Source organism: Flavobacterium turcicum, assembly GCF_011365745.1.
GTDB classification, from domain to species: domain Bacteria; phylum Bacteroidota; class Bacteroidia; order Flavobacteriales; family Flavobacteriaceae; genus Flavobacterium; species Flavobacterium turcicum.
Map to the genome: position 1 here is coordinate 113,638 of NZ_JAAOBY010000007.1, position 21,736 is coordinate 135,373.

Consider the following 21,736-nt stretch of genomic DNA (forward strand, 5'->3'; position numbering starts at 1 on the left):
AATGAAAAAAATCATCAAGAAAATACTCATAATCGGGTTTGTTATTTTTTTGTTGATGCAGTTATATCAACCTGCTCGTAATGAAAGTTATGAGCAGGAATTAACTGCAAATTTTACAAAAATGTACGATGTTCCTAAAAATGTTGAAACTATTTTACGGACATCTTGCTACGATTGTCACAGTAACAATACTAATTATCCATTATATTCTTACATTCAGCCAGCACGGTTTTTTATGGAAGAACACATTAAAGATGGTAAGAAGGATTTGAACTTTAATGAATTTGGAAAGTACTCCAAGCGAAAACAAGAAAACAAATTAGAAGCTATCATCAAACAAATAAAATCTGATGAAATGCCCTTAGCGTCCTACACGTTACTTCATAAAAATGCAATAGTAACACCTGCTCAAAAAGAGGAAGTAATCAATTGGATAAATAAAACAAAAGATAGTCTTTCATTAGAAAACTAAACATTATGGTAGAAAAATTAATAACATTCTCACTACGAAATCGAGCCGTTGTCTTGCTGGTTTCAGCTTGCTTATTTGCTTGGGGAGTTTACAGCGTCCAACAAAACCCCATTGACGCCATTCCTGATTTATCCGAAAATCAAGTTATTGTGTTTACGGAGTGGATGGGAAGAAGTCCACAGGTTATCGAAGCCCAAGTAACATATCCCTTGGTTTCCAACCTGCAAGGTATTCCTAAGGTTAAAAACATTCGAGGCGCATCTATGTTTGGGATGAGCTTTGTTTACATCATTTTTGAAGATGATGTCGATATTTATTGGGCAAGAACCCGTGTATTGGAAAGACTAAATTATGCCCAACGCTTGTTGCCTCAAAATGTAGTTCCAACACTTGGACCCGATGGCACAGGTGTGGGTCACGTTTTTTGGTATCATTTAGAGGCTAACGGTATGGACTTGGGAGAACAAAGAGCTTTACAAGATTGGTACGTGAAATTTGCATTACAAACTGTTCCCGGCGTGGCTGAAGTAGCATCATTTGGGGGTTTTGAAAAACAGTACCAATTAGTGTTAGATCCCTTGAAAATGCAGTACTACAATGTGAGTATGATGGAAGTGATGAATGCAGTCAAGGCTAATAATAACGATGTTGGTGGGCGAAAATTCGAAATGAGTGATATGTCATACATTATAAGAGGATTAGGATATATCAAAAACATAAAGGACGTGGAAGAGATTGCTATTAAAAATTATAATTCCGTTCCTGTAAAAGTTAAAGACATTGGTTCAATACAAATGGGTGGCGATTTGAGACTAGGTATTTTTGATGAAAATGGCACTGGTGAAGTTGTTGGCGGAATTGTGGTAATGCGTTATGGCGAAAATGCTGATAAGGTAATAACGGCAGTCAAGGAAAAAATGAAAGAAGTTGAAAAAGGATTGCCTGAAGGGGTTACTTTTAAAACCTCTTATGACCGAAGTGATTTAATAGAAAAAGCAATCGCATCAGTTAAAGGAACTTTAATCGAAATTATGATTACTGTTTCTCTTGTGGTTCTTCTTTTCCTTTTTCATTGGCGAAGTGCTTTAATTATACTCATTCAATTACCTATTTCTGTGTCTATTGGCTTTATTTTACTTGAAGCATTTGGCATTTCATCTAATATTATGTCATTAACGGGTATTGCTCTGGCAATTGGTGTTGTTGTTGATGATGGTATTGTAATGGTTGAGAATGCCTACAGGACAGTTTCGGAGAAACAAGAAGAAATGGACAATAATCAGTAATTGGAAATAAGATGAAAAATAAAATTAAAAATATATTCAAAAAAGAAAACGATCCACTATCTCCTGAAGATAAGTTGAAGCTTATAGAAAGCTCTTCCAAATTAGTAGGCCCAGGTGTTTTCTACTCAACAATAATTGTAATTACATCCTTTTTGCCTGTATTTCTTCTCACAGGAATGGAAGGCAAGTTATTTGGACCATTGGCTTGGACGAAATCTTTTATTCTGATAGTTGATGCCTTTTTAGCCATTACACTTGTACCAGTGCTAATTAGTTTTTTACTAAAAGGAAAACTTCGTCCAGAAAATAAAAATCCAATTAACAAAAAATTGGAAAGCATTTATACACCCATTTTGATTTTTTGTTTAAAATGGAGGAAAACGGTATTGGGCATCAACATCATTGCCTTGCTGATTGGTGTATTAATGTTTACTCGTTTAGGTTCAGAATTTATGCCCCCTTTAGATGAAGGATCTGTACTGTTTATGCCAGTAACCTTACCCGATGTATCCAACTCCGAAGTAAAGAGAATTCTTCAAGTTCAAGACAAATTGATTAAGTCGATTCCCGAAGTGGCTCACGTGTTGGGAAAAGCAGGCAGGGCAAATACGGCAACTGATAACAGTCCAATAAGTATGGTTGAAACCATTATTTTGCTAAAACCTCAAGCAGAATGGCGAGAAGACAAAACCAAGAATGATATTATCACGGAAATAAACAACAAACTGCAAATCCCTGGTGTGACCAATGGTTTTACGCAACCTATTATCAACCGTATCAATATGCTTTCAACAGGAATCAGAACCGATGTAGGAATCAAAATCTACGGAGCAAGTTTAGACACCATCAATGTTTTGGCTCAAAAAATTAAAAAAACATTGGAAGGAACTTCTGGAGTTAAAGATTTGTATGCGGAACCCATAACAGGCGGAAAATATATTGACATTGAAGCAAAAAGAGACGTTATTGGTAGATATGGATTGACCATAGACGACATTAATAATGTGGTTGAAGCTTCTATTGGAGGTATGAAACTAACCACGACTATCGAGGGAAGACAGCGTTTTTCTGTAAATGCAAGATATGCTCAAGAATACCGTAACAGCATTGAAGCCTTAAAAAAACTACAGGTGCAAACAATGGATTTTGGCCCAATACCATTAGAAACTGTAGCTAATGTAAAAATAAGTGATGGCCCTCCAATGATAAATAGCGAAAATGCAATGCTTCGGGGCACTGTGTTGTTCAATGTTCGGGAACGTGATTTAGGAAGTACTGTAAAAGAGGCGCAGAAAAAACTCGATGCAATGATGACTAAAATGCCAAAAGGATATTATGTGGAATGGAGCGGTCAATGGGAAAATCAAATTAGAGCCAACAAAACATTAAGTTTAATACTGCCTATTGTTGTGGTCATTATATTTCTTGTTTTATATTTTACGTACCATTCAATGAAAGAGGCATTAATCACGATGATTACAGTACCCTTTGCTTTAATTGGAGGAATATTTATGGTTTATTTTTATGGCATTAATTTATCCGTTGCTGTTGCCGTTGGATTTATTGCCTTGTTTGGAATGGCAATCGAAACGGCAATGTTAATGACCATCTATTTGAATGAAGCAATGAATAAAATGGTAGAAAAGTACGGAAACACGAAGGAAACCATAACTGAAGAAATATTGAAACAATATATTATTGATGGTTCAGCCAAAAGGTTAAGACCAAAATTGATGACGGTTTCAGTTTCCTTATTTGGATTAATCCCTATTCTTTGGGCAACAGGAACAGGATCTGATATAATGCTTCCCATTACTGTTCCACTAATTGGAGGTACAATTACTTCCACGATTTATGTATTATTAGTAACACCGATTGTTTTTGAAATGGTAAAACTTCGAGAATTAAGAACAAAAGGAAAAATAGATCTTATAGATGTTAAAGAATAAATTATATATAGCAATAAGTTGTTTGATTTTGAGCGCCACTAATTTGGCAGCACAAACACTTTCCTTGGATAATGTCTTGAGTACAATCAAGACAAACAATCCTCAACTAAAAATGTACGATGCCGACATTCAAAGTATGGATGCAGCGGCAAAAGGTGCCAGAAGTTGGATGCCACCACAAGTGGAAACGGGTTTCTTTATGACTCCTTACAATTCCAATCTTTGGAAAGCAAGCGAAATGGGACAAGGAATGGGAAATTATATGTTGGGTGTTACGCAAATGATACCCAATGCATCCAAGTTAAAAGCTGATTTTAATCTTATGAATGCAATGTCATCTGTTGAAAAAGAAAACAAAAACTATACAGTTAATCAATTGAAAGCATTGGCAAAAACAAATTATTATCAATGGTTGGTTTTAAATAAAAAAATAAAAATAGCCGATGATAATTTGTTGCTTTTAGATTATATGATTAAAAGTATGGAAATACGCTACCAGTATAATATGGATAAATTGCCTACTTATTACAAAGCAAAATCGCAATACAGCGCATTAGAGAGTATGATTCTAATGTTGCAAAATGACATTTCCCAAAAGCGAATTATGCTAAACACCTTGATGGCAAGAGATAAAAACACCAAATTTGAAATTGATGAAACTTACGAAATAAAAGATTTTAATTTGGCCATATCAGATACAACTTCTCTTTCTAAAAACCGAAGCGATGTGAAAGCCATAGAAAAAACGATGGAAATAAATCAGCTCAAAATTGCAGCCGAAAAAACAAAATTATTGCCCGAGTTTGGTATAAAATACGACCATATGTTTGCTTTTGGAACACAACCTCAACAGTTCTCCTTAATGGGAATGATTACCATTCCTATGCCTTGGTCAACCAAAATGAATAAAGCCAACATCAATAGTTATCATATTAAAAATGAAAGTCTCAATTGGCAAAAAGAAATGATATTGAATGAAGCCACAGGAATGATTTCGGGTATGAGCAATGAATTGAACGCTTTAAAAAAACAATACGAAGTTGCCCAAAAAAGTATTATCCCTGCTTTGAAGAAAAATTATGAAACAGCAATTTTGGCTTGGCAAAATAACACCGGTGATTTATTTGCCACTCTCGATGCTTGGGAAGCATTAAATATGGCTCAAATTGATGCTTTAGATAAATTGCAAAATATTTTGGCAGCACAAGTAGAAATTGAAAAACAATTAGAAACCAAATAATTATGAACAAGTATATAAAGTATGGTTTAGCTCTTATTGGAATTTCCATTATCGGAATTGCAATCTATTTCTTTGCCAAAAAATCAGATAATCATTCGGAAATGGAGCATCAAAACGAGGTTTACACTTGTTCGATGCACCCGGAAATCATTAGAGATAAACCCGGAAATTGTCCCATTTGCGGAATGACTTTAGTAAAAAAAATAACGGAGAATAATTCAGTTGAAGATAATTCAATCGACAATCTTATAAAACCTACCGACAATTTTATAGTAGGAAATTATCAAACGACAACGGCAATAGACACTACTTTGAGCAGTGAAATAAATCTACCAGGAATTGTGGGGTATGATCCCAATTCATCGGTAAATATTGCAGCTCGAATGAGCGGAAGAATTGAGCGAATGTATGTCAATTATAAATATCAAAAAGTAAATAAAGGACAAAAACTATTTGATTTATACAGCCCTGAATTACTGACGGAACAACAAAACTTCATTTATATGGTCATTAATGATGTTGAAAATCCTTCGATTATTGATGCGTCCAGACAAAAATTGTTGCTTTATGGAATGACTCAAAATCAAATAAATGCGCTGTCTAATTCCAAAAAAGTAAACCCGCTAATAACAATTTATAGTCCTGCTTCCGGGATTATTGATGGAACAGCAACGATGGATAATACAACTATTCCTGTGATGCAAAGTGCGAATAACAACACTGAAGTTTTGAATGTTAAAGAAGGGAGTTATATAAAAAAGGGAGAAGTCATTTTTAAACTATTAAATACGGATAAAGTATGGGGAATATTCAATGTTATCCAAGGATACAATAGTCTAATCAAAGCCAATCAATCCATCAGAATTACTTCCGAACTTGACAAAGATGAATTTATGGATGCAAAAATAAATTTTGTCGAAACACAATTAAACGCAGCTGATAAAACCAATAGAATTCGAGTTTATTTAAATAACAATAAATTGAAATTACCAGTTGGTTTGCGATTGCAAGGCGCAGTGAAAACAAATGCCGTAAAAGGAATTTGGATTCAAAAACAGGCAATGGTAAGTATTGGAAACAAGAAAATAGTTTTCTTAAAAATGGAGAATGGCTTTAAGGCATCGTCCATAAAAACAGGAATTGAAATAGATGATTTTATCCAAATTATGGAAGGTATTTCAGTAAAAGACACCATTGCCAAAAACGCACAATATTTAATTGACAGCGAAAGCTTTATTAAAACCGAATAATGATGAAGACAATAAAAAAAATAAGTTTACTATCAATACTATTTATGGTAATGGTGGCTTGTAATACTAAAGAAAAAGAAGACCATAGCAAACACAATAAGAGTGCAGCAACAACATTTTACACTTGCTCAATGGATCCACAAGTCAAGGAAGACAAACCCGGAAAATGCCCTATTTGCCATATGGAGTTAACCCCAATAAAACAAGATGATACAGAGGCAAACGAAATAAGTTTGAGTAAACAGCAAATACAGCTGGGAAATATCACTACCCAAACTATTTCAGAAACCCAAAGCAGTTTAGAGCAAAATTATACGGGAGTCCTGACAATTAATCAAGAGAAAATCAAAACCATTTCTTCAAGAGCAATGGGAAGAATTGAAAAGTTGTATTTCAAGACCGTTGGTGATTATGTGGCTAAAAACCAAGCCGTATATCAATTGTATAGCGAAGATATTGCTATTGCTAAACAGGATTATTTTACGGCATACAAACAACTAACAATGCCTGGCGATTTTGGAAAGAATGCCCGAAATATGCTCAATGCAGCTAAACAAAAGCTGTTGTTCTTTGGTTTAACCAATGCCCAGATTGAAAGTATAAAAACCAGTAAGGAAGTTTCTCCTTATACCATTTTTTATAGCACTGCCAGTGGAACAATATCGGAAATAAGTACCACAGAAGGCAGTTATGCAATGGAAGGTTCCCCCATCATTAAATTGGCGGATTTAAACAGTCTTTGGTTAGAAACACAGGTAAACGTAAACTATGCCAAGAATCTAAAAATAGGACAAAAAGCCCAAATTACATTTTCCGATTTTCCTGATAAAACCATAAATGCGCAAGTTTCTTTTATCAATCCTGAAATAAATCCAGATACTCGTCTGCTTTTAATTCGAATGGAAGTGCCCAATCAAAACTTGCTGTTGAAACCCGGAATGCAGGCAATTGCAAGATTGACACAATCCAATATAAAAGGAGTATTCATACCTACTGATGCTGTAATCAGGGAAGAAAATGCTTCTTACATCTGGATTGAAAAAAGACCAGGAGTATTTGAAAGCATAATGGTGGAAACAGGAGTAGAAACCAATGGGATGATTGAAATTAAATCAGAAATGGATCCATCTAAAAAAGTAGTCATCACTGGAGCGTATGCCATAAATAGCGAATATAAATTCCGAAAAGGAAATGATCCTATGGAGGGAATGAAAATGTAGTGTTTAGAAAGAAATGACACATACCTATAGTATTATTGAGACGGCACGTGTTCAAAAATAATATTATATTCGATCTGCGTGCTTTGCAAAAATCATAGCCAAAGGTTGAAAACCATAATAAATAGAAAACGAATTGAAACTAGTATGAATGAATTATGTTCTACTTGCAATTTTAAAAGTGATGAAAATGGACAATCAAAAAGTAGATACCAATTGGTATGTTATTACAGGTGGACCTAGTACAGGTAAAACAACAGTAATTGATATGTTATCGAAAAGGGGCTACAAAACAACTATTGAACACGCCAGACATTACATTGATAGCATGAGGGAAGAAGGTAAAAGTCTAGAAGAAATAAGAGAAAATAAAAGACAATTTCAATTAGCTGTGCTAGATATGCAAATTGAACAAGAAGCGGAATTATCACCTATTGAAACTGTTTTTCTTGACAGGGCTATTCCTGATGCGATGGCCTATTATCAGTTTTTAAATCTTGATTATGACGAAAAATTACTTAATGCCATTAAGAGGGTGTCTTATAAAAAGATTTTTATTTTAGACCGATTACCTTTTACAAAAGACTATGCAAGAACAGAAGACCAAGAAGCACAAAAAACCATTCATAGATTAATTTTCGAGGTTTACAATTCATTAAGTTTTCCAGTCATTTTTGTTCCATTATTAACACCAAATGAAAGAGTAAATTTTATTTTAAAAAACATATGATACATACCTATAAAATTACCGGAATGACTTGCGATAGCTGTCGTTCTAAAGTGGAAAAAACATTGAATGCCATCGATGGAATTCAAGCAACGGTTACTTTGAATCCTCCAATTGCAACTATAACAATGGAAAAACACATTCCACTGGATCAATTTCAAGAGGCATTAACAACCGTTGGAAAGTACACTATAGAAATGAGTAGCGCTAACGATACAACTCACAAAACTGTCAATGAGCCAATAACAAAATCGTGTTGCAGTACTAAAACTAGTGATAACATGGATACAATACCTTCACTAAGTAATGCTCAAGGCAAATACTATTGTCCGATGCATTGTGAAGGAGACAAGGTTTACGATAAGCCCGGGAGTTGTCCAGTATGCGGAATGAATTTAGAAAAAGTTCATGAATTAAGTGCGGTTAAAAAATTATACACCTGTCCGATGCACCCGGAGGTAATCAAAGAAGAACCTGGCTCCTGCCCTATTTGCGGAATGGATTTAGTACCAATGGAACCTACAGATAGTGAAGACAAAAAGGTTTACAATGATTTGCTTAAGAAAATGAAAGTAGCAACAGCCTTTACAATTCCTGTTTTCGCAATAGCTACTATAGAAATGATGTCAAATAATCCGTTAGAAAAGATAATGGGCATTTCATACTGGAATTGGGTACAATTGATTTTGACGCTTCCCGTGGTTTTTTATGCGTGTTGGATGTTCTTTGTTCGCGCTTGGAAGTCAATTGTTACCTGGAATCTCAACATGTTTACGCTGATAGGAATTGGTACTGGAGTAGCTTTCTTGTTTAGTTTGGTTGGCATGTTTTTTCCTGATATTTTTCCAAATGAATTTAAAACCGAAAGCGGCACAGTGTTACTTTATTTTGAAGCAACAACGGTCATATTAACCTTGGTTTTGTTAGGCCAATTATTAGAAGCAAGAGCACACAGTCAAACTAGCGGTGCCATAAAAGAATTATTGAAATTAGCGCCCACCGAAGCGACTTTGGTTATCGAAGGAGGGGACAAAGTAATCTCGATTCACGACATCAAAAAAGGAGATTTATTACGAGTAAAACCGGGAGATAAAATTCCAGTAGATGGAAAAATTACTGATGGAGAAAGTACTATAGATGAATCTATGATTTCAGGAGAGCCTATTCCTGTTGATAAAAAGATTGATGATTCAGTTATAGCGGGAACCATAAACGGAAATAAATCCTTTGTTATGATTGCCGAGAAAGTTGGTTCGGAAACCTTGCTTTCGCAAATTGTTAAGATGGTAAATGATGCGAGCCGATCCAAAGCACCCATTCAAAAACTCGCGGATAGCATTGCAAAATATTTTGTACCGATTGTAGTTGTAGTTTCTGTCTTAACCTTTTTTGTTTGGGCAAAATTTGGACCGGAACCTGCCCTAGTCTATGGTTTTATCAATGCCATTGCAGTATTAATAATTGCCTGTCCTTGTGCTTTGGGATTAGCCACACCAATGTCGGTAATGGTCGGCGTAGGTAAAGGAGCACTATCAGGTGTTTTGATAAAAAATGCTGAAGCATTAGAGAATATGAACAAGGTAAATGTTCTGATAACTGATAAAACAGGTACCATTACCGAAGGAAAACCTTCTGTCGAAAAAGTGTTCTCCTTACAAAATGACGAAAATGGGCTATTGCAAAATATCGCTTCTTTAAATCAGTACAGCGAACACCCATTGGCGCAAGCCGTAGTCAATTTTGCAAAAGCAAAAAATATTTCATTAATCGAAGTCAACGATTTTGAAGCCATTGCTGGAAAAGGAGTTATTGGGACGGTAACCAATAAAAAAGTGGCCCTCGGAAATAAAAAACTAATGGAACAAGTGAACGCCACAGTTTCTGATGAATTGGAAAATAAAATTGTAGCCGAACAAAAACTAGGAAAAACAGTTTCTTATATTTCCATCGATGGGGTTGCTTTGGGTTTTGTAACCATTACAGACAAGATAAAAGAAACAAGCAAAGAAGCAATAAAAGAACTGATGCGTCAGGGTGTTGAAGTAATAATGATAACGGGCGACAATGAAAACACCGCAAAAGCCGTCGCTGCCGAACTCGATCTTAGTTCATTCATCGCAGGAGCCCTCCCCGAAGACAAACTAAATGAAATTAAGCGCCTCCAATCCCTCGGAAAAATTGTCGCGATGGCAGGAGACGGCATCAACGATGCCCCTGCATTAGCACAGTCAGACATCGGAATTGCCATGGGTACCGGAACTGACGTGGCGATAGAAAGTGCTAAAATAACTTTAGTAAAAGGCGATTTACAAGGTATTGTGAAAGCCAAAAAATTGAGCCACGCAGTAATGAGTAACATTAAACAAAATTTGTTTTTTGCCTTTTTCTACAATGTTTTAGGTGTGCCAATTGCAGCCGGAGTTTTATATCCATTTTTCGGGATTTTACTTTCTCCTATGATAGCAGCTTTGGCAATGAGTTTTAGTTCAGTATCCGTAATTGTAAATGCGTTAAGATTAAGACGTTTGAAACTTTAGAACATGTGAATAGAAATTTATATGGTAAATTAAAATGAATAACCTTACTCAAATAGTCCAACAATACAAAACCGATGCCGAAAGTGTTTATAATACTTGGTTTGTCGATAACGACCAAAGGCTAAAAGCATTTCGAACCATTCGTAGAGGAATTTTACAAGTCATTGACGATATCAAAGACAAGACTTTTCCAAATGATTTTAAAGGGAGTAGTTTAGAATTTGTGTTGAGTTGTATTGCAGAACAAAAACAAATTTTTGTAGGTGTGGCACATCCTTTTTATTGGAAACCAAAATTAAGAATTCCAGATATTTACGAAAATCCAAACAATAAAATTGCTTTCGGCCAATTTCTCGAAAACTGCATCAATGCCAAAACCGAAGAACAGATTATAAAAGAGATTGTTAAATTGGATGAGTTAAAAATAAAAGGTTTAGGTCCGGCGGTAGCCAGTATTTTATATTTCTTGCACCCCACTTGGTTTCCGCCATTCAATACGGCAATTCTCAACGGATTTAATTTTTTATTCAAAGACAAAAAGAAGTTAGGAAGTTGGACAGAATATTTAAAAATCCGAGAAACATTAATTGAAACTAACAGCAAACACAAAGCAGAATTATCTAACGATTTAGGAGCGATTGCCGGATTGTGTTTTGAGATTGGAACACAAAAAATGCTAATTGGTAACGATGAATATTTAAGCGAAGACGAACGCACAAAGTTCGAAAAGAATATACTAAAACGCCAAAAAGAAATTCAGGAAGAAAAATTAGCAGAAAACCTTCATAACGAAATGCAATACCATTTGTTAAAAATTGGCAGTTCATTAGGTTACGATGTTACTCCGGCCAGTAATGATAAAAGCAAAGCATTCAATGGTCAAAGTTTTTCGTTTATATCAATTAGTAAATTTCCTGAATTACCAACAGATAAGGACACCCAAAATACGATTAAACTCATTGATGTACTTTGGTTTAAAAAAGGAACAAACAAAATCATTGGAGCATTTGAAGTAGAAAAAAGCACCAGTATTTATTCAGGTATTTTACGTTTATCCGACTTGTATTTTAGTATTTCCAATGGCGAAGAGGTATTTTATATCATCATTCCAAACAGTCGCGAAAAAGATGTGATACAACAATTGAATAGACCTGTTGTTAAAAATTCAAAAATGAATATCAAATACATACTATTTTCAGAATTGCGAAGTCAATGTGATGCGATTTGCAAGTTTGGTTCAGATTATTCCATTATGGAAAAAATAGCAAAATCAACTTAAATAATAAAAAAATGAAAAATCTTGTAGTACTCAAAAAATTTCAGATTATGGTAGTATTAGTAGTGGCTGGCTTAATAATTGGCAGCTGCAATAATCCTAAAAAAACAATGCAATTAGCAAAAGTATATGTAGCCAATGAGGATGGAGGTAGCATTTCTGTTATAAACCTTCAGGACAGCACAAAAAATACAGAAATATCAATTAGTGACTCTTCAGGAATGATGTTTATGGCTCATAACGTACAAGTTGCACCTGATGGGAAATCCGTTTGGGTGACGGCGATACCTATGGATAGTACAGCAACAAATCAATTGATAGTAATCGATCCAAACACTAATTCAATAAAAAAACGTATTGAACTTGGTAAGGATTTGCATCTGGCTCATGTAGTTTTAGATAATAAATCTGAATATGCTTATGCAACTGCAAATGAAACAAATCAGATATTTCAAGTCGATGCTAAAACATATAAAATAACTCAAAAATTTGAGTTAGGAAAAGGATATTTACCACATGGTTTTAGACATCAAAACGGAAAACTTTATGTTGCAAATATGGATGCAAAAAGTATGTCGATTATTACTATTTCTGATGGCACAATAACAGACATTCCACTGGGAGGAGTGGCTGTGCAAGTTGCAACTACACAAGATGAAAAATTTATTTTTGCGAGTTTGTATGATACTAAAGAAGTAGTAAACTATGATATTAAAAATGCTCAAATAACAAGAATAAAATTACCAAATGATGCGCAAGGTCCAATTCAATTATATGCCACGCCCGACAGTAAATTGTTATATGTAGCCGATCAAGGGGAAACAATGGGTAGACCTGTTTCAAATAAAGTTTTTGTAATTGACATAACCAGTAACAAAGTTATTAAAACTATAACCGTAGGTAATAAGGCACACGGTGTAGTGGTTAGTAAAGACGGAAAAACAGTTTATGTTACCAATAGTGGTGACAATACTGTTTCAGTAATAGATGTGACAACTCAAAAAGTAATTAATACAATTGCAGTAGGCAAAAAACCGAATGGAATAAGTTATTCGTCCGAAAATGGCGGAATGGAATAGAAAATTAGGCAATGAATATTCTAATATATTCTGTTTTATATAATTGCAATTTTAATGCGATTTTCAAAGTTGGTTCAGTTTATTTAACAATTTAAAAAAAATTAAAAGGTAAATGATTAAAGGAAAAAAAGTAAAATGGATTAGAAAATCTCACCGATATTTAGGAATATTTTTAGGTCTTCAATTCTTAATGTGGACCATTAGCGGTCTGTATTTTAGTTGGTCTAATATTGATGATATTCATGGAATTCAATTTCATAAAAAAGGAATTGTTGCCGAGTCGTTTTCAGGTTTAATAAGTCCTTCCCTACTTCATCCTTCGATAGCAATTCAATCTATAGAATTAAGGGTAATAAATAATCAACCTTTTTATTGGGTTAATGACAAGATGCTTTACAATGCCAAAACAGGAGACTTAAAAAAAGGAATCACTAAAGAAGAAGCATTAGCAACTGCGGATAAAAATATTGTATCAGGTTTAAAAGTAAAAGAAATACAACTTATTAAAGAAGTAGGGAAACACCATGAATATAGAGAGCATTTACTACCTGCCTATGTTATTTCATACCAAGAACCAAATAATTTAAAGGCTTATATTTCAGCAAATGATGGAGCTTTTCAAACGATTAGACACCGCGATTGGAGATGGTTTGATTTTTTATGGATGACCCATACCATGGATTATGAGGGTAGAGACAATATGAATAATATTGTTTTGCGACTATTTTCATTATTGGGGTTAATAACCGTTTTAAGTGGTTTTTTACTTTGGTATATCTCATCGCCTACTATTAGAAAAATTTGGAGGAAAATAAAAAAATAATTTAAAATAATAAAAAACAGTAAAATCAATTTAAAATCAAAAACCATGAAAAAAGTAATTCTAATACACTTCTTTATTTTGCAAGCTTTAATAATTTCGGCACAAGAAAAAGTTCAAATAAAACTAACTTCTCCAAGTCCATCCGCATCGTTTGAACAAGAATTGGGTAGCACAATAATCAAAGTTTCTTACAGCAGACCACTAGCAAGAGGCCGTAAAATATTCGGTGAATTAGTACCTTTTGAAAAACTCTGGCGAACTGGCGCTAGTGATTGTACTTCAATAACTACCAACGAAGATATTGTATTTGGAAATACTACTTTAAAAATGGGTAGTTACTCAATATTCACAATACCTTCTAAAAAGGAGTGGACAATAATTGTAAATACAGATACTACATTACATGGAGAAACCGGATACGATGCCAAAAAAGATGTTTTTCGTTTTACAGTTCCAGTAGAAAGCATACCCAATTTATATGAAACATTTACAATCGAAATAAATGATGTTAACAGTAAAGGGGAGGGATTTCTAAAAATAATATGGGAAAATTCGATGGTGAAAATTCCATTGAAAAGCAAAGCAGATGAAAATATTTTAGCAGTAATAGATAAAAACATCATTAAAGAAAAAACTCAAGATGCTAATTTATTATTTCAAGCAGCAAACTATTATTACAGTACAAACAGAGATTCCAAACAAGCAATAGCTTGGCTTATTGAAGCCGAAAAATTAGATCCGCAGAATTTTTACTATCCTAATTTGAGACAAAAAATAGCAACGGAACTAAAAGACTATCCAAGTGCAATTGAAGCAGGGAAAAAAGCTTTATCAATAGCAGAATTAAAAAAAATGAAAAGTGTTGAATCACTTAAAAAACAAATTTTAGAGTTGGAGTTACTATTAAAAAAATAAATTAATTTTAAATCAAAAAATTATGGCAATGAAACACACAACAGAAGAGCATTCAAAAGAATTAAGTTTGACTATGTACAAGAAATTAGCGATTATGATAGTGTTATCATTTATAGCGATGTACATACTAATGTATTCAATGGTAGATGTTTTTGCCAATGTAATACCCAATATAAACCAATTTTACATGGCTGGACTGATGACCATGCCGATGCTCATAATTGAACTTCTAGTGATGGGTAGCATGTATGGAAATAAGAAATTAAATATTTCACTGCTTGTCACTGGTTTTATTGCTTTGATTCTATTTTTTGCAGGTATTAGGCAACAGACGGCAGTTGGGGATAAAGAATTTTTAAAATCAATGATACCACACCATGCCGCAGCAATATTAATGGGAAAAGAGTCATCGGTTACCGACCCTGAAATAAAGGAATTAATTAAAAATATTATTACCAGCCAACAGGCAGAAATTGAACAAATGAAAGCAAAGCTTAAAGAATTAGATAAATAACTCCAAAATAATTTGTAAATCAATTTTAAACTTAAAAAAATGAAAAAAATTATAGTATTAATATTCATCATGTCTATTTATTCCTTTGCCCATGCACAGGATATGAAAGGTATGGATATGTCAAAAAAGGAAAAGGCGCAAAAGGTGCAGCCCACAACGTATACCTGCTCAATGCACCCCGAAATTCACGCTGACAAACCGGGAAAATGTCCTAAATGCGGAATGACGTTGATAAAGGAGAAAGCTAAAACGGGTAAAAAAACGGTGGTGAAGAAGCATGATGAAATGCAAATTCCCATGAAAAAGACTTCTGAAAAGAAGGGTAGCATGGACAATATGAAAACGGATGCTAATGCTTCACATCAAAATCATAATATGAGCATTATGGATATGACAAAAGCAACTCTAGAAACCGTAACTAAAATTGAAAACAACACACCACCAAGAACAGTGCGTTACGATTTATATGTGCGAGACACCATCGTAAATTTTACAGGTAAACCTAAAAGAGCCATTGCTGTAAACGGACAAATACCGATGCCTACACTTACATTTACCGAAGGCGATACCGCTGAAATTTATGTACATAATGAACTGGATGAAGAAACATCGTTGCATTGGCACGGTTTGTTTTTACCTAACAAAGAAGATGGTGTGCCAAACTTAACACAAATGCCAATAAAGCCCAACACGACACACAAATATACATTTCCGATTATCCAACAAGGAACACATTGGTACCACAGCCATTCAGGATTGCAAGAACAAATCGGAATGTATGGTTCATTTATTATGAATAAAAAAACGGATGATCTAACTTTTAGAAAGGGTATTGATGATTTGCCAACCGTTCCTATAGTATTGAGCGAATGGACAGATCTAAATCCAAAAAATGTACATAGAATGTTGCACAACGCAAACGATTATCCAGCAATCAAAAAAGGAACAACCCAAAGTTATACAGAAGCCATAAAGCAAGGTTATTTAGGTGTTAAATTAAAAAATGAATGGAAAAGGATGAATGCAATGGATGTAAGCGATGTATTTTACGATAAAATCCTTATGAATGGTAAGCAAAGTACGGATGTGAAAAGTATTGATGGAAAACCTTTAAAAGCAGGTGATAAAGTACGTTTACGCGTATCTAATGGTGGGGCTTCTTCCTATTTTTGGCTTACTTATGCCGGTGGAAAAATAACGGTAGTTGCAAATGACGGTAACGATGTAGAACCTGTAGAAGTAGATCGATTAATTGTTGGTGTTTCTGAAACTTACGATGTTCTAGTTACTATTCCTGCCGATAAAACTGCTTTTGAATTTTTAGCCACCACCGAAGATAGATTGTATTCAGCTTCTTCTTTTATTGGGGATGGTATCAAACAACTTATTACACCTCTTCCCAAGCTTAAATATTTTGAGGGAATGAAAATGATGAATGGGATGATGAAAATGAACGGCGATTTAGACGATATGGGAATGAATATGTCCTACAATCAAATGGATATGAATGTAGTAATGTACCCAGAAATTACCGGAGAACAAAAAAAGAAAAGCGATAAAAAAATGAAGGATATGAAAATGACCGAAGCCGATTATAATAGTAATGCGCTTTCGGATATTACTACCTTAAATTATGCAATGTTAAAATCGCCAACTAAAACGATACTTCCTAAAGATGCACCAGTAAGAGAATTAAAATTTGAATTGACAGGAAATATGAACCGTTATGTTTGGAGTTTAGACAACAAAGTGGTTTCCGAAGCGGATAAAATATTAATTAAAAAAGGCGAAAATGTTCGCATCACAATTCACAACAATTCTATGATGCGACACCCAATGCACTTGCACGGTCACGATTTTAGACTATTAAATGGTCAAGAGGATTATGCTCCTCTAAAAAACGTTGTGGATATAATGCCAATGGAAACCGATGTATTCGAATTTAATGCCAATGTAGAAGGCGATTGGTTTTTCCATTGTCATATTTTGTATCACATGATGAGCGGAATGGGCAGGGTTTTTAGTTATGAAAACCAAGCACCAAATCCCGAAATACCAGATCCTAAATTAGCACGACGAAAATTGTTTGCTGACGATAGAGCTTTTCACTTTATGGCAGAAAATGATTTTGCAACAAACGGAAACGATGGAGAAGCTATGTATCAAAGTACACGTTGGAGTATTGGAACAGAATGGAGATTAGGATACAATGATATGCACGGTTACGAAACCGAAACCCACATAGGTCGATATATTGGTAAAATGCAATGGCTAATGCCTTTCATTGGTTTTGATTGGAGATATAGAAAAGGGGGAATAGACAATCAAGAAAGAAATCTTTTTGGGCAAACCAATACCAAAGACAACAGAGCTGTTTTTAGTGCAGGGGTTAATTACACATTACCAATGCTTATAGTCGCTCAAGCCGAAGTTTTTACCGACGGAAATGTACGTTTACAGTTTGAACGAAAAGACATTCCAGTTTCAAAAAGACTACGAATGAATTTAATGTGGAATACCGACAAAGAATATATGGCAGGTTTACGCTACATTGTCAAAAGAAACTTTGGAATCACTACACACTATGATAGTGATATGGGAATGGGATTAGGTGCTACTTTTAATTATTAAGAAACTCAAATTTCAAATTTGTATGGAGGATGCTTGTTCTAAAAGACAAGCGTCCTTTTTTTGCAATTACATTTTTTACAAACCAATATACATTCCTGATAATGTGTGAATTATATAATTTTTATTAGAATTTCACAATACTTTTTCAAGTTAAAAAGCTACCTTTAAACTGCGAAAATTAATTCGCAATTTAAATTTAAAAAAGATGAGTCATCAAAAATTTAAAGATTGTATCGATGCATGTTCAGAATGTGCAGTAGAATGTTCGCATTGCGAAAGTGAATGCTTGAATGAGCAAGACGTAAAAATGTTAGCGCGTTGCATAAAACTAGATCATGATTGTGCAGCTATTTGTTTATTTGCAATGCAGGCTATGGCAAGCGGAAGTGAGTTTACGGAAAAAATCTGCAAATTATGCGCCGAAATTTGTACAGCTTGCGCCGAAGAATGTGAAAAACATGCACACATGGAGCATTGCAAAAATTGTGCGGAATCCTGTCGAAAATGTGCTGTTGAGTGCAGTAATATGAGTAAGTTAAGCACCGTAAAATGAGTAAAATGTGAGTATTTCAATCTCTTAAATAAAGTTTCGTTTAGAGGAATTATTTAAGAGATTTTAAACAATCAAAATTATAAACTATGAAAACATTACAAAAAATCACATTAATTATTGTATCGATTGGTTTGTTTACATCGTGCCAATCCAAAACTGATGTAAATCAAATTCTTTCAAATTCAGATACAAAAAAGGCAATTATGGATACTATTGCTAACAATAGCGATATGTCTAAAGATATGATGCAAGCAATGATGAACAGTAGTAAAGGAAAAATGATGATGACAAATCACGAAAATATGATGAAAATGATGAAGGATAATCCAGCTATGATGAAAGGAATGATGACCGAAATGATGGAAGCATCTAAAACAGATACTACGATGATGTCTGAAATGTGTAAATCGATGATGGATAATCCTAAAATGATGGATATGATGAATGATAAAAAAATGCAATCACACAAAATGACTGGAATGGATAAAAATATGGATATGTCCAAATAATACAAATACAAACAACATTAAAATATAAAAAAAATGGAAACTCAAAAAACGTATACCTGCCCCATGCACCCAGAAGTTACTTCGGATAAACCCGGAAAATGTCCCAAATGCGGAATGAATTTAATGGAGAAAAAAGAATGAAAATTCTACTAGCAACCGATGGTTCAAAATATAGTAAAACAGCAATTAATGAAATTGCCAACAGGCCATTTCCGCCCAAAACCGAAGTGTGCATTCTTGCCGCATATGAAATTACCTCCATTTTAAACACTTTAGAACCAATGGGTGTTTCTCACGAATACAATGCGAAATTTGATGAAAACGCATTTAAAAATGCAGAAAAAAATGCAAAAAGTGCAGCCGAAATTCTTGAAAATAAAAATCCAAATCTGTTAGTAACCACAAAAATAGTTGCAGGTTCACCAAAAAGTGTAATACTTAACGAAGCCGAAAAATTTAAAGCCGATTTGATTATAGTTGGTTCACACGGATATGGAGCAATCGAGCGTTTTGTTTTAGGCTCTGTTTCGCATTCAGTTGCGTTACATGCAAAATGTTCGGTAGAAATTGTTCGTAAATAAAAAACTTAACAATGGACAAACACATTTCCATTTTGTAGTACGGTATTATTGAACTTACTGTTAGATTTAAGAACCTAATGTAAGTTCGTTACTGAAAATATATTGTGAAAAAGATTTATATTCATTAATTTTTCTTGGTCTGTTGTTTAATTCATTACCAATAGAGAATCTAATTTTTTTTCGGACGCTTGTGTCCATTAATAGGTTTTATGGGATAATTATCAAGAATGTCATACACAGCAGGATGTAAGTTATCCCCAATATAAGATGGGTCATATAAATCCCCTTTAGCAGTTCCTGTCCATACAAGTTTATTCAGTTTCCTGTCAATTATATTCAGCGTGATTGCGCCTTCTGTATATTCGACCTTTTGGGTTACATAAGTGGTATAGTTGTAATTATAGTGATGGAGGTAATAGTGATTGCTGGGATAATGATAGTAATAGGGGTTGTGATAATACCAACCCGAAGGATAAGTGTAACCAGGAGTACTGACTGATTTCTCCTTTTTAACGGCAGTGATAACTAAGTCAAGAAAAAACATCCGGTGTATCAATGCTTATTTTGTATCCTCTCTCTCCCATGCAATGAGTGAAATAGTTGCGTGTATTGTTGCGAATAATCTGATTATTGTATTCGCCTTGAGCTGTGTCTTTATTCGGTAGCCACGCAAACGTTTTGTATTTTGTAAAATCAACACTGCGATCATAATCGGAAGTGATTTTCGTATAAACCCCGCATCCGGCAATAGCGAGGAAAAGAAGACCAATTAAATAGTTAAATAATTTTCTATGTGTTTTCATGTTTCTATTTTTTTATGCAACACTTTCTTAGTGAAGCTATTGTTATTTGATTTGAATGGATTTCATTAGTTTGATTTCTTAAGTACAGTCTGAAAAATTTGTATCGTTATTTCATTGTTCCATCCTTCTGGCAAATCGATCCCAAAATCACTTAAACGCAATTTAAAGTTGAGTGTAAGTAAACAGGAAATGGTTTCGTTACTTGCAATGTGTATAAGCAATCCGTTTATATATATTCTTTTCGCCTTTCCATTCAAATGCAACTCAGCTTCAAAATTTAGTTTGTGATCTGGATGTTGTAATGTCTCCACGTAAGGAATGTTCAGTTGTCCTTTCAGGACTACCTGCCCCATGTTTGAGTTGATAAGCTTCACATTCAATGAATCTGTTTTAGTACGTAAAATAGCTGGATTAAACGTTAGTTCCATTACAGCAGTTTCATAATTGATTAAAACAAACAAACGATTGCTATAGGCTATTATTATGGAATCTCTGTACGAGCCAATAACCTCTATACTTCCTTCCCGGGTTCGGTATCTTTGCTGTGCCTTAGCTGAAAAGCTCCATAGTAGTAATACTATAGTGCATATCCATACTGTTTTTAGAATTTTTGCCATTACTTTTTGCTTAATTGCGAAATATATTTGTATGTAATTGCTTTTCTGAATCGGTTATTATCATTTGAATTATTTATGTTTTTTTCATTCATTTTCCTAATGATTTTGCCCTTGGTGTTCCATCATTTCGCCTGAATTTTTCAGAGAATTTACATAAACATAAACCGAAAGGATTTCTTCTTCGCTTAAAATGTTTTCCCATGCTGCCATTGCAGTTCCCTTCATTCCTTTTTTTATGAGGTATATTCGCCCCTGATCTGAATAAAATGATGAATGTTCAGGGTCAGTAAAATCGGCTGGCTTTGGTTGTAATGTTGCTGCTCCAGGACCATCGCCTTTACCGCCACTTCCATGACAAGTAAGACAATATTTTGTGAATATGTCTTTACCTTGTGCAAGTTGTTCCTCTGTGCCGAGAGATACGGACTGATTATATTTTTCGCCCAATTCCTGTTTTAACCATTTGCGCGTTTCATTCATTTGTTGTGAATGCCCACTATGTCCATAGTTGTCATTTTCTTCTCCCTTTTGTTGAGGGTGGTTCTGTTCAATTTGTTCTTGGTTTTTTTCGGAATTTCGGCAAGAAGTAAGCATCAGCAGTGCATACATCAATGCGGTAATGATTACAAACTCGATTTTGGCAGTTCGGAGCAGTTTACACAGAGTGTGACTGAAGAACTCACCATATTGTTTAGATTTTTTCATAGTTCTGTTTTAGTTTTTAAATTAAACCATCAACGAAATACAAATTCTCGAT

General features: G+C 34.3%; 21 protein-coding genes and 1 pseudogene. 18 read left to right on the plus strand and 4 right to left on the minus strand.

Annotated elements, in window-relative coordinates; genetic code table 11:
* The first annotated feature begins 1 nt into the window (after position 1).
* From G9Q29_RS12325 to G9Q29_RS12405, 18 genes and pseudogenes are all read left to right on the plus strand, one after another.
* Positions 2-472 carry a heme-binding domain-containing protein gene (locus tag G9Q29_RS12325; protein ID WP_086452985.1) on the plus strand — a complete coding sequence of 157 codons (471 nt, stop codon included), beginning with the start codon at positions 2-4 and terminating at the stop codon, positions 470-472.
* Positions 473-477: 5 nt separating this feature from the next.
* Positions 478-1,758, plus strand: a complete 1,281-nt coding sequence (locus G9Q29_RS14935) for an efflux RND transporter permease subunit (RefSeq protein WP_086452984.1) — start codon at positions 478-480, stop codon at positions 1,756-1,758.
* Between the two features lie 11 nt (positions 1,759-1,769).
* Complete coding sequence (locus tag G9Q29_RS14940; protein WP_086452983.1) at positions 1,770-3,707, plus strand: efflux RND transporter permease subunit; 1,938 nt, start codon at positions 1,770-1,772, stop codon at positions 3,705-3,707.
* Complete coding sequence (locus tag G9Q29_RS12340) at positions 3,694-4,947, plus strand: TolC family protein (protein ID WP_086452982.1); 1,254 nt, start codon at positions 3,694-3,696, stop codon at positions 4,945-4,947. The genes G9Q29_RS14940 and G9Q29_RS12340 overlap by 14 nt, the downstream gene beginning before the upstream one ends.
* 2 nt (positions 4,948-4,949) lie before the next feature.
* The gene (locus tag G9Q29_RS12345; RefSeq protein WP_113634455.1) at positions 4,950-6,197 is read left to right on the plus strand and encodes an efflux RND transporter periplasmic adaptor subunit; all 1,248 of its coding nucleotides are present in this window, start codon (positions 4,950-4,952) and stop codon (positions 6,195-6,197) included.
* Positions 6,197-7,417, plus strand: a complete 1,221-nt coding sequence (locus tag G9Q29_RS12350) for an efflux RND transporter periplasmic adaptor subunit (RefSeq protein WP_225872938.1) — start codon at positions 6,197-6,199, stop codon at positions 7,415-7,417. The genes G9Q29_RS12345 and G9Q29_RS12350 overlap by 1 nt, the downstream gene beginning before the upstream one ends.
* Positions 7,418-7,565: 148 nt before the next feature.
* Positions 7,566-8,144, plus strand: coding sequence for an AAA family ATPase (locus G9Q29_RS12355; RefSeq protein WP_225872939.1), 579 nt, complete (start codon positions 7,566-7,568; stop codon positions 8,142-8,144).
* On the plus strand, positions 8,141-10,678 hold the full coding sequence (locus G9Q29_RS12360) for a heavy metal translocating P-type ATPase (protein WP_099715373.1): 2,538 nt from the start codon (positions 8,141-8,143) through the stop codon (positions 10,676-10,678). Before G9Q29_RS12355 ends, G9Q29_RS12360 begins: the two co-directional genes overlap by 4 nt.
* A gap of 34 nt (positions 10,679-10,712) precedes the next feature.
* Complete coding sequence (locus G9Q29_RS12365) at positions 10,713-11,957, plus strand: hypothetical protein (RefSeq protein WP_099715372.1); 1,245 nt, start codon at positions 10,713-10,715, stop codon at positions 11,955-11,957.
* 11 nt (positions 11,958-11,968) lie between these two features.
* Positions 11,969-13,033, plus strand: coding sequence for a Vgb family protein (locus tag G9Q29_RS12370; RefSeq protein ID WP_166137794.1), 1,065 nt, complete (start codon positions 11,969-11,971; stop codon positions 13,031-13,033).
* 112 nt (positions 13,034-13,145) lie between these two features.
* Entirely contained in the window at positions 13,146-13,856 is a 711-nt protein-coding gene (locus G9Q29_RS12375) for a PepSY domain-containing protein (protein WP_099715370.1), read from the plus strand.
* 45 nt (positions 13,857-13,901) lie between these two features.
* Positions 13,902-14,771, plus strand: a complete 870-nt coding sequence (locus G9Q29_RS12380) for a DUF2911 domain-containing protein (RefSeq protein ID WP_166137797.1) — start codon at positions 13,902-13,904, stop codon at positions 14,769-14,771.
* Between the two features lie 28 nt (positions 14,772-14,799).
* Positions 14,800-15,285 carry a DUF305 domain-containing protein gene (locus G9Q29_RS12385; protein ID WP_225872940.1) on the plus strand — a complete coding sequence of 162 codons (486 nt, stop codon included), beginning with the start codon at positions 14,800-14,802 and terminating at the stop codon, positions 15,283-15,285.
* Between the two features lie 39 nt (positions 15,286-15,324).
* Complete coding sequence (locus G9Q29_RS12390) at positions 15,325-17,916, plus strand: multicopper oxidase domain-containing protein (protein WP_166137802.1); 2,592 nt, start codon at positions 15,325-15,327, stop codon at positions 17,914-17,916.
* A gap of 205 nt (positions 17,917-18,121) precedes the next feature.
* Complete coding sequence (locus G9Q29_RS12395; RefSeq protein ID WP_099715367.1) at positions 18,122-18,469, plus strand: four-helix bundle copper-binding protein; 348 nt, start codon at positions 18,122-18,124, stop codon at positions 18,467-18,469.
* An 86-nt stretch (positions 18,470-18,555) separates the two neighbouring features.
* Positions 18,556-18,978: a membrane or secreted protein gene (locus G9Q29_RS12400; protein WP_099715366.1), complete on the plus strand. Its 423-nt coding sequence runs from the start codon at positions 18,556-18,558 to the stop codon at positions 18,976-18,978.
* Positions 18,979-19,023: 45 nt separating this feature from the next.
* Positions 19,024-19,116 (plus strand): annotated as a pseudogene (locus tag G9Q29_RS14905) (heavy metal-binding domain-containing protein); the annotation flags it as partial.
* The gene (locus G9Q29_RS12405) at positions 19,116-19,559 is read left to right on the plus strand and encodes a universal stress protein (RefSeq protein WP_158234602.1); all 444 of its coding nucleotides are present in this window, start codon (positions 19,116-19,118) and stop codon (positions 19,557-19,559) included. The pseudogene G9Q29_RS14905 and the gene G9Q29_RS12405, both read left to right, overlap by 1 nt.
* A gap of 169 nt (positions 19,560-19,728) precedes the next feature.
* Here G9Q29_RS12405 and G9Q29_RS12410 read toward each other — a convergent pair whose 3' ends face one another.
* The 4 genes from G9Q29_RS12410 to G9Q29_RS12425 form a co-directional block, all read right to left on the minus strand.
* Positions 19,729-20,103, minus strand: a complete 375-nt coding sequence (locus G9Q29_RS12410) for a DUF4136 domain-containing protein (protein WP_086452971.1) — start codon at positions 20,101-20,103, stop codon at positions 19,729-19,731.
* A complete protein-coding gene (locus tag G9Q29_RS12415; RefSeq protein ID WP_086452970.1) occupies positions 20,090-20,362 on the minus strand; it encodes a DUF4136 domain-containing protein in 273 nt (90 codons plus the stop codon). Before G9Q29_RS12415 ends, G9Q29_RS12410 begins: the two co-directional genes overlap by 14 nt.
* 65 nt (positions 20,363-20,427) lie before the next feature.
* Positions 20,428-20,790: a hypothetical protein gene (locus G9Q29_RS12420; protein WP_225872941.1), complete on the minus strand. Its 363-nt coding sequence runs from the start codon at positions 20,788-20,790 to the stop codon at positions 20,428-20,430.
* Positions 20,791-21,075: 285 nt separating this feature from the next.
* The gene (locus G9Q29_RS12425) at positions 21,076-21,684 is read right to left on the minus strand and encodes a c-type cytochrome (RefSeq protein WP_086452968.1); all 609 of its coding nucleotides are present in this window, start codon (positions 21,682-21,684) and stop codon (positions 21,076-21,078) included.
* Between the last annotated feature and the right edge of the window lie 52 nt (positions 21,685-21,736).

Bases quoted from the DNA above. Each gene is read 5' to 3' on its own strand.
- G9Q29_RS12325 (WP_086452985.1), top strand. From the start codon at position 2: ATGAAAAAAATCATCAAGAAAATACTCATAATCGGGTTTGTTATTTTT.
- G9Q29_RS14935 (WP_086452984.1), top strand. From the start codon at position 478: ATGGTAGAAAAATTAATAACATTCTCACTACGAAATCGAGCCGTTGTC.
- G9Q29_RS14940 (WP_086452983.1), top strand. From the start codon at position 1,770: ATGAAAAATAAAATTAAAAATATATTCAAAAAAGAAAACGATCCACTA.
- G9Q29_RS12340 (WP_086452982.1), top strand. From the start codon at position 3,694: ATGTTAAAGAATAAATTATATATAGCAATAAGTTGTTTGATTTTGAGC.
- G9Q29_RS12345 (WP_113634455.1), top strand. From the start codon at position 4,950: ATGAACAAGTATATAAAGTATGGTTTAGCTCTTATTGGAATTTCCATT.
- G9Q29_RS12350 (WP_225872938.1), top strand. From the start codon at position 6,197: ATGATGAAGACAATAAAAAAAATAAGTTTACTATCAATACTATTTATG.
- G9Q29_RS12355 (WP_225872939.1), top strand. From the start codon at position 7,566: ATGAATTATGTTCTACTTGCAATTTTAAAAGTGATGAAAATGGACAAT.
- G9Q29_RS12360 (WP_099715373.1), top strand. From the start codon at position 8,141: ATGATACATACCTATAAAATTACCGGAATGACTTGCGATAGCTGTCGT.
- G9Q29_RS12365 (WP_099715372.1), top strand. From the start codon at position 10,713: ATGAATAACCTTACTCAAATAGTCCAACAATACAAAACCGATGCCGAA.
- G9Q29_RS12370 (WP_166137794.1), top strand. From the start codon at position 11,969: ATGAAAAATCTTGTAGTACTCAAAAAATTTCAGATTATGGTAGTATTA.
- G9Q29_RS12375 (WP_099715370.1), top strand. From the start codon at position 13,146: ATGATTAAAGGAAAAAAAGTAAAATGGATTAGAAAATCTCACCGATAT.
- G9Q29_RS12380 (WP_166137797.1), top strand. From the start codon at position 13,902: ATGAAAAAAGTAATTCTAATACACTTCTTTATTTTGCAAGCTTTAATA.
- G9Q29_RS12385 (WP_225872940.1), top strand. From the start codon at position 14,800: ATGAAACACACAACAGAAGAGCATTCAAAAGAATTAAGTTTGACTATG.
- G9Q29_RS12390 (WP_166137802.1), top strand. From the start codon at position 15,325: ATGAAAAAAATTATAGTATTAATATTCATCATGTCTATTTATTCCTTT.
- G9Q29_RS12395 (WP_099715367.1), top strand. From the start codon at position 18,122: ATGAGTCATCAAAAATTTAAAGATTGTATCGATGCATGTTCAGAATGT.
- G9Q29_RS12400 (WP_099715366.1), top strand. From the start codon at position 18,556: ATGAAAACATTACAAAAAATCACATTAATTATTGTATCGATTGGTTTG.
- G9Q29_RS12405 (WP_158234602.1), top strand. From the start codon at position 19,116: ATGAAAATTCTACTAGCAACCGATGGTTCAAAATATAGTAAAACAGCA.
- G9Q29_RS12410 (WP_086452971.1), bottom strand. From the start codon at position 20,103: ATGTTTTTTCTTGACTTAGTTATCACTGCCGTTAAAAAGGAGAAATCA.
- G9Q29_RS12415 (WP_086452970.1), bottom strand. From the start codon at position 20,362: ATGAAAACACATAGAAAATTATTTAACTATTTAATTGGTCTTCTTTTC.
- G9Q29_RS12420 (WP_225872941.1), bottom strand. From the start codon at position 20,790: ATGGAACTAACGTTTAATCCAGCTATTTTACGTACTAAAACAGATTCA.
- G9Q29_RS12425 (WP_086452968.1), bottom strand. From the start codon at position 21,684: ATGAAAAAATCTAAACAATATGGTGAGTTCTTCAGTCACACTCTGTGT.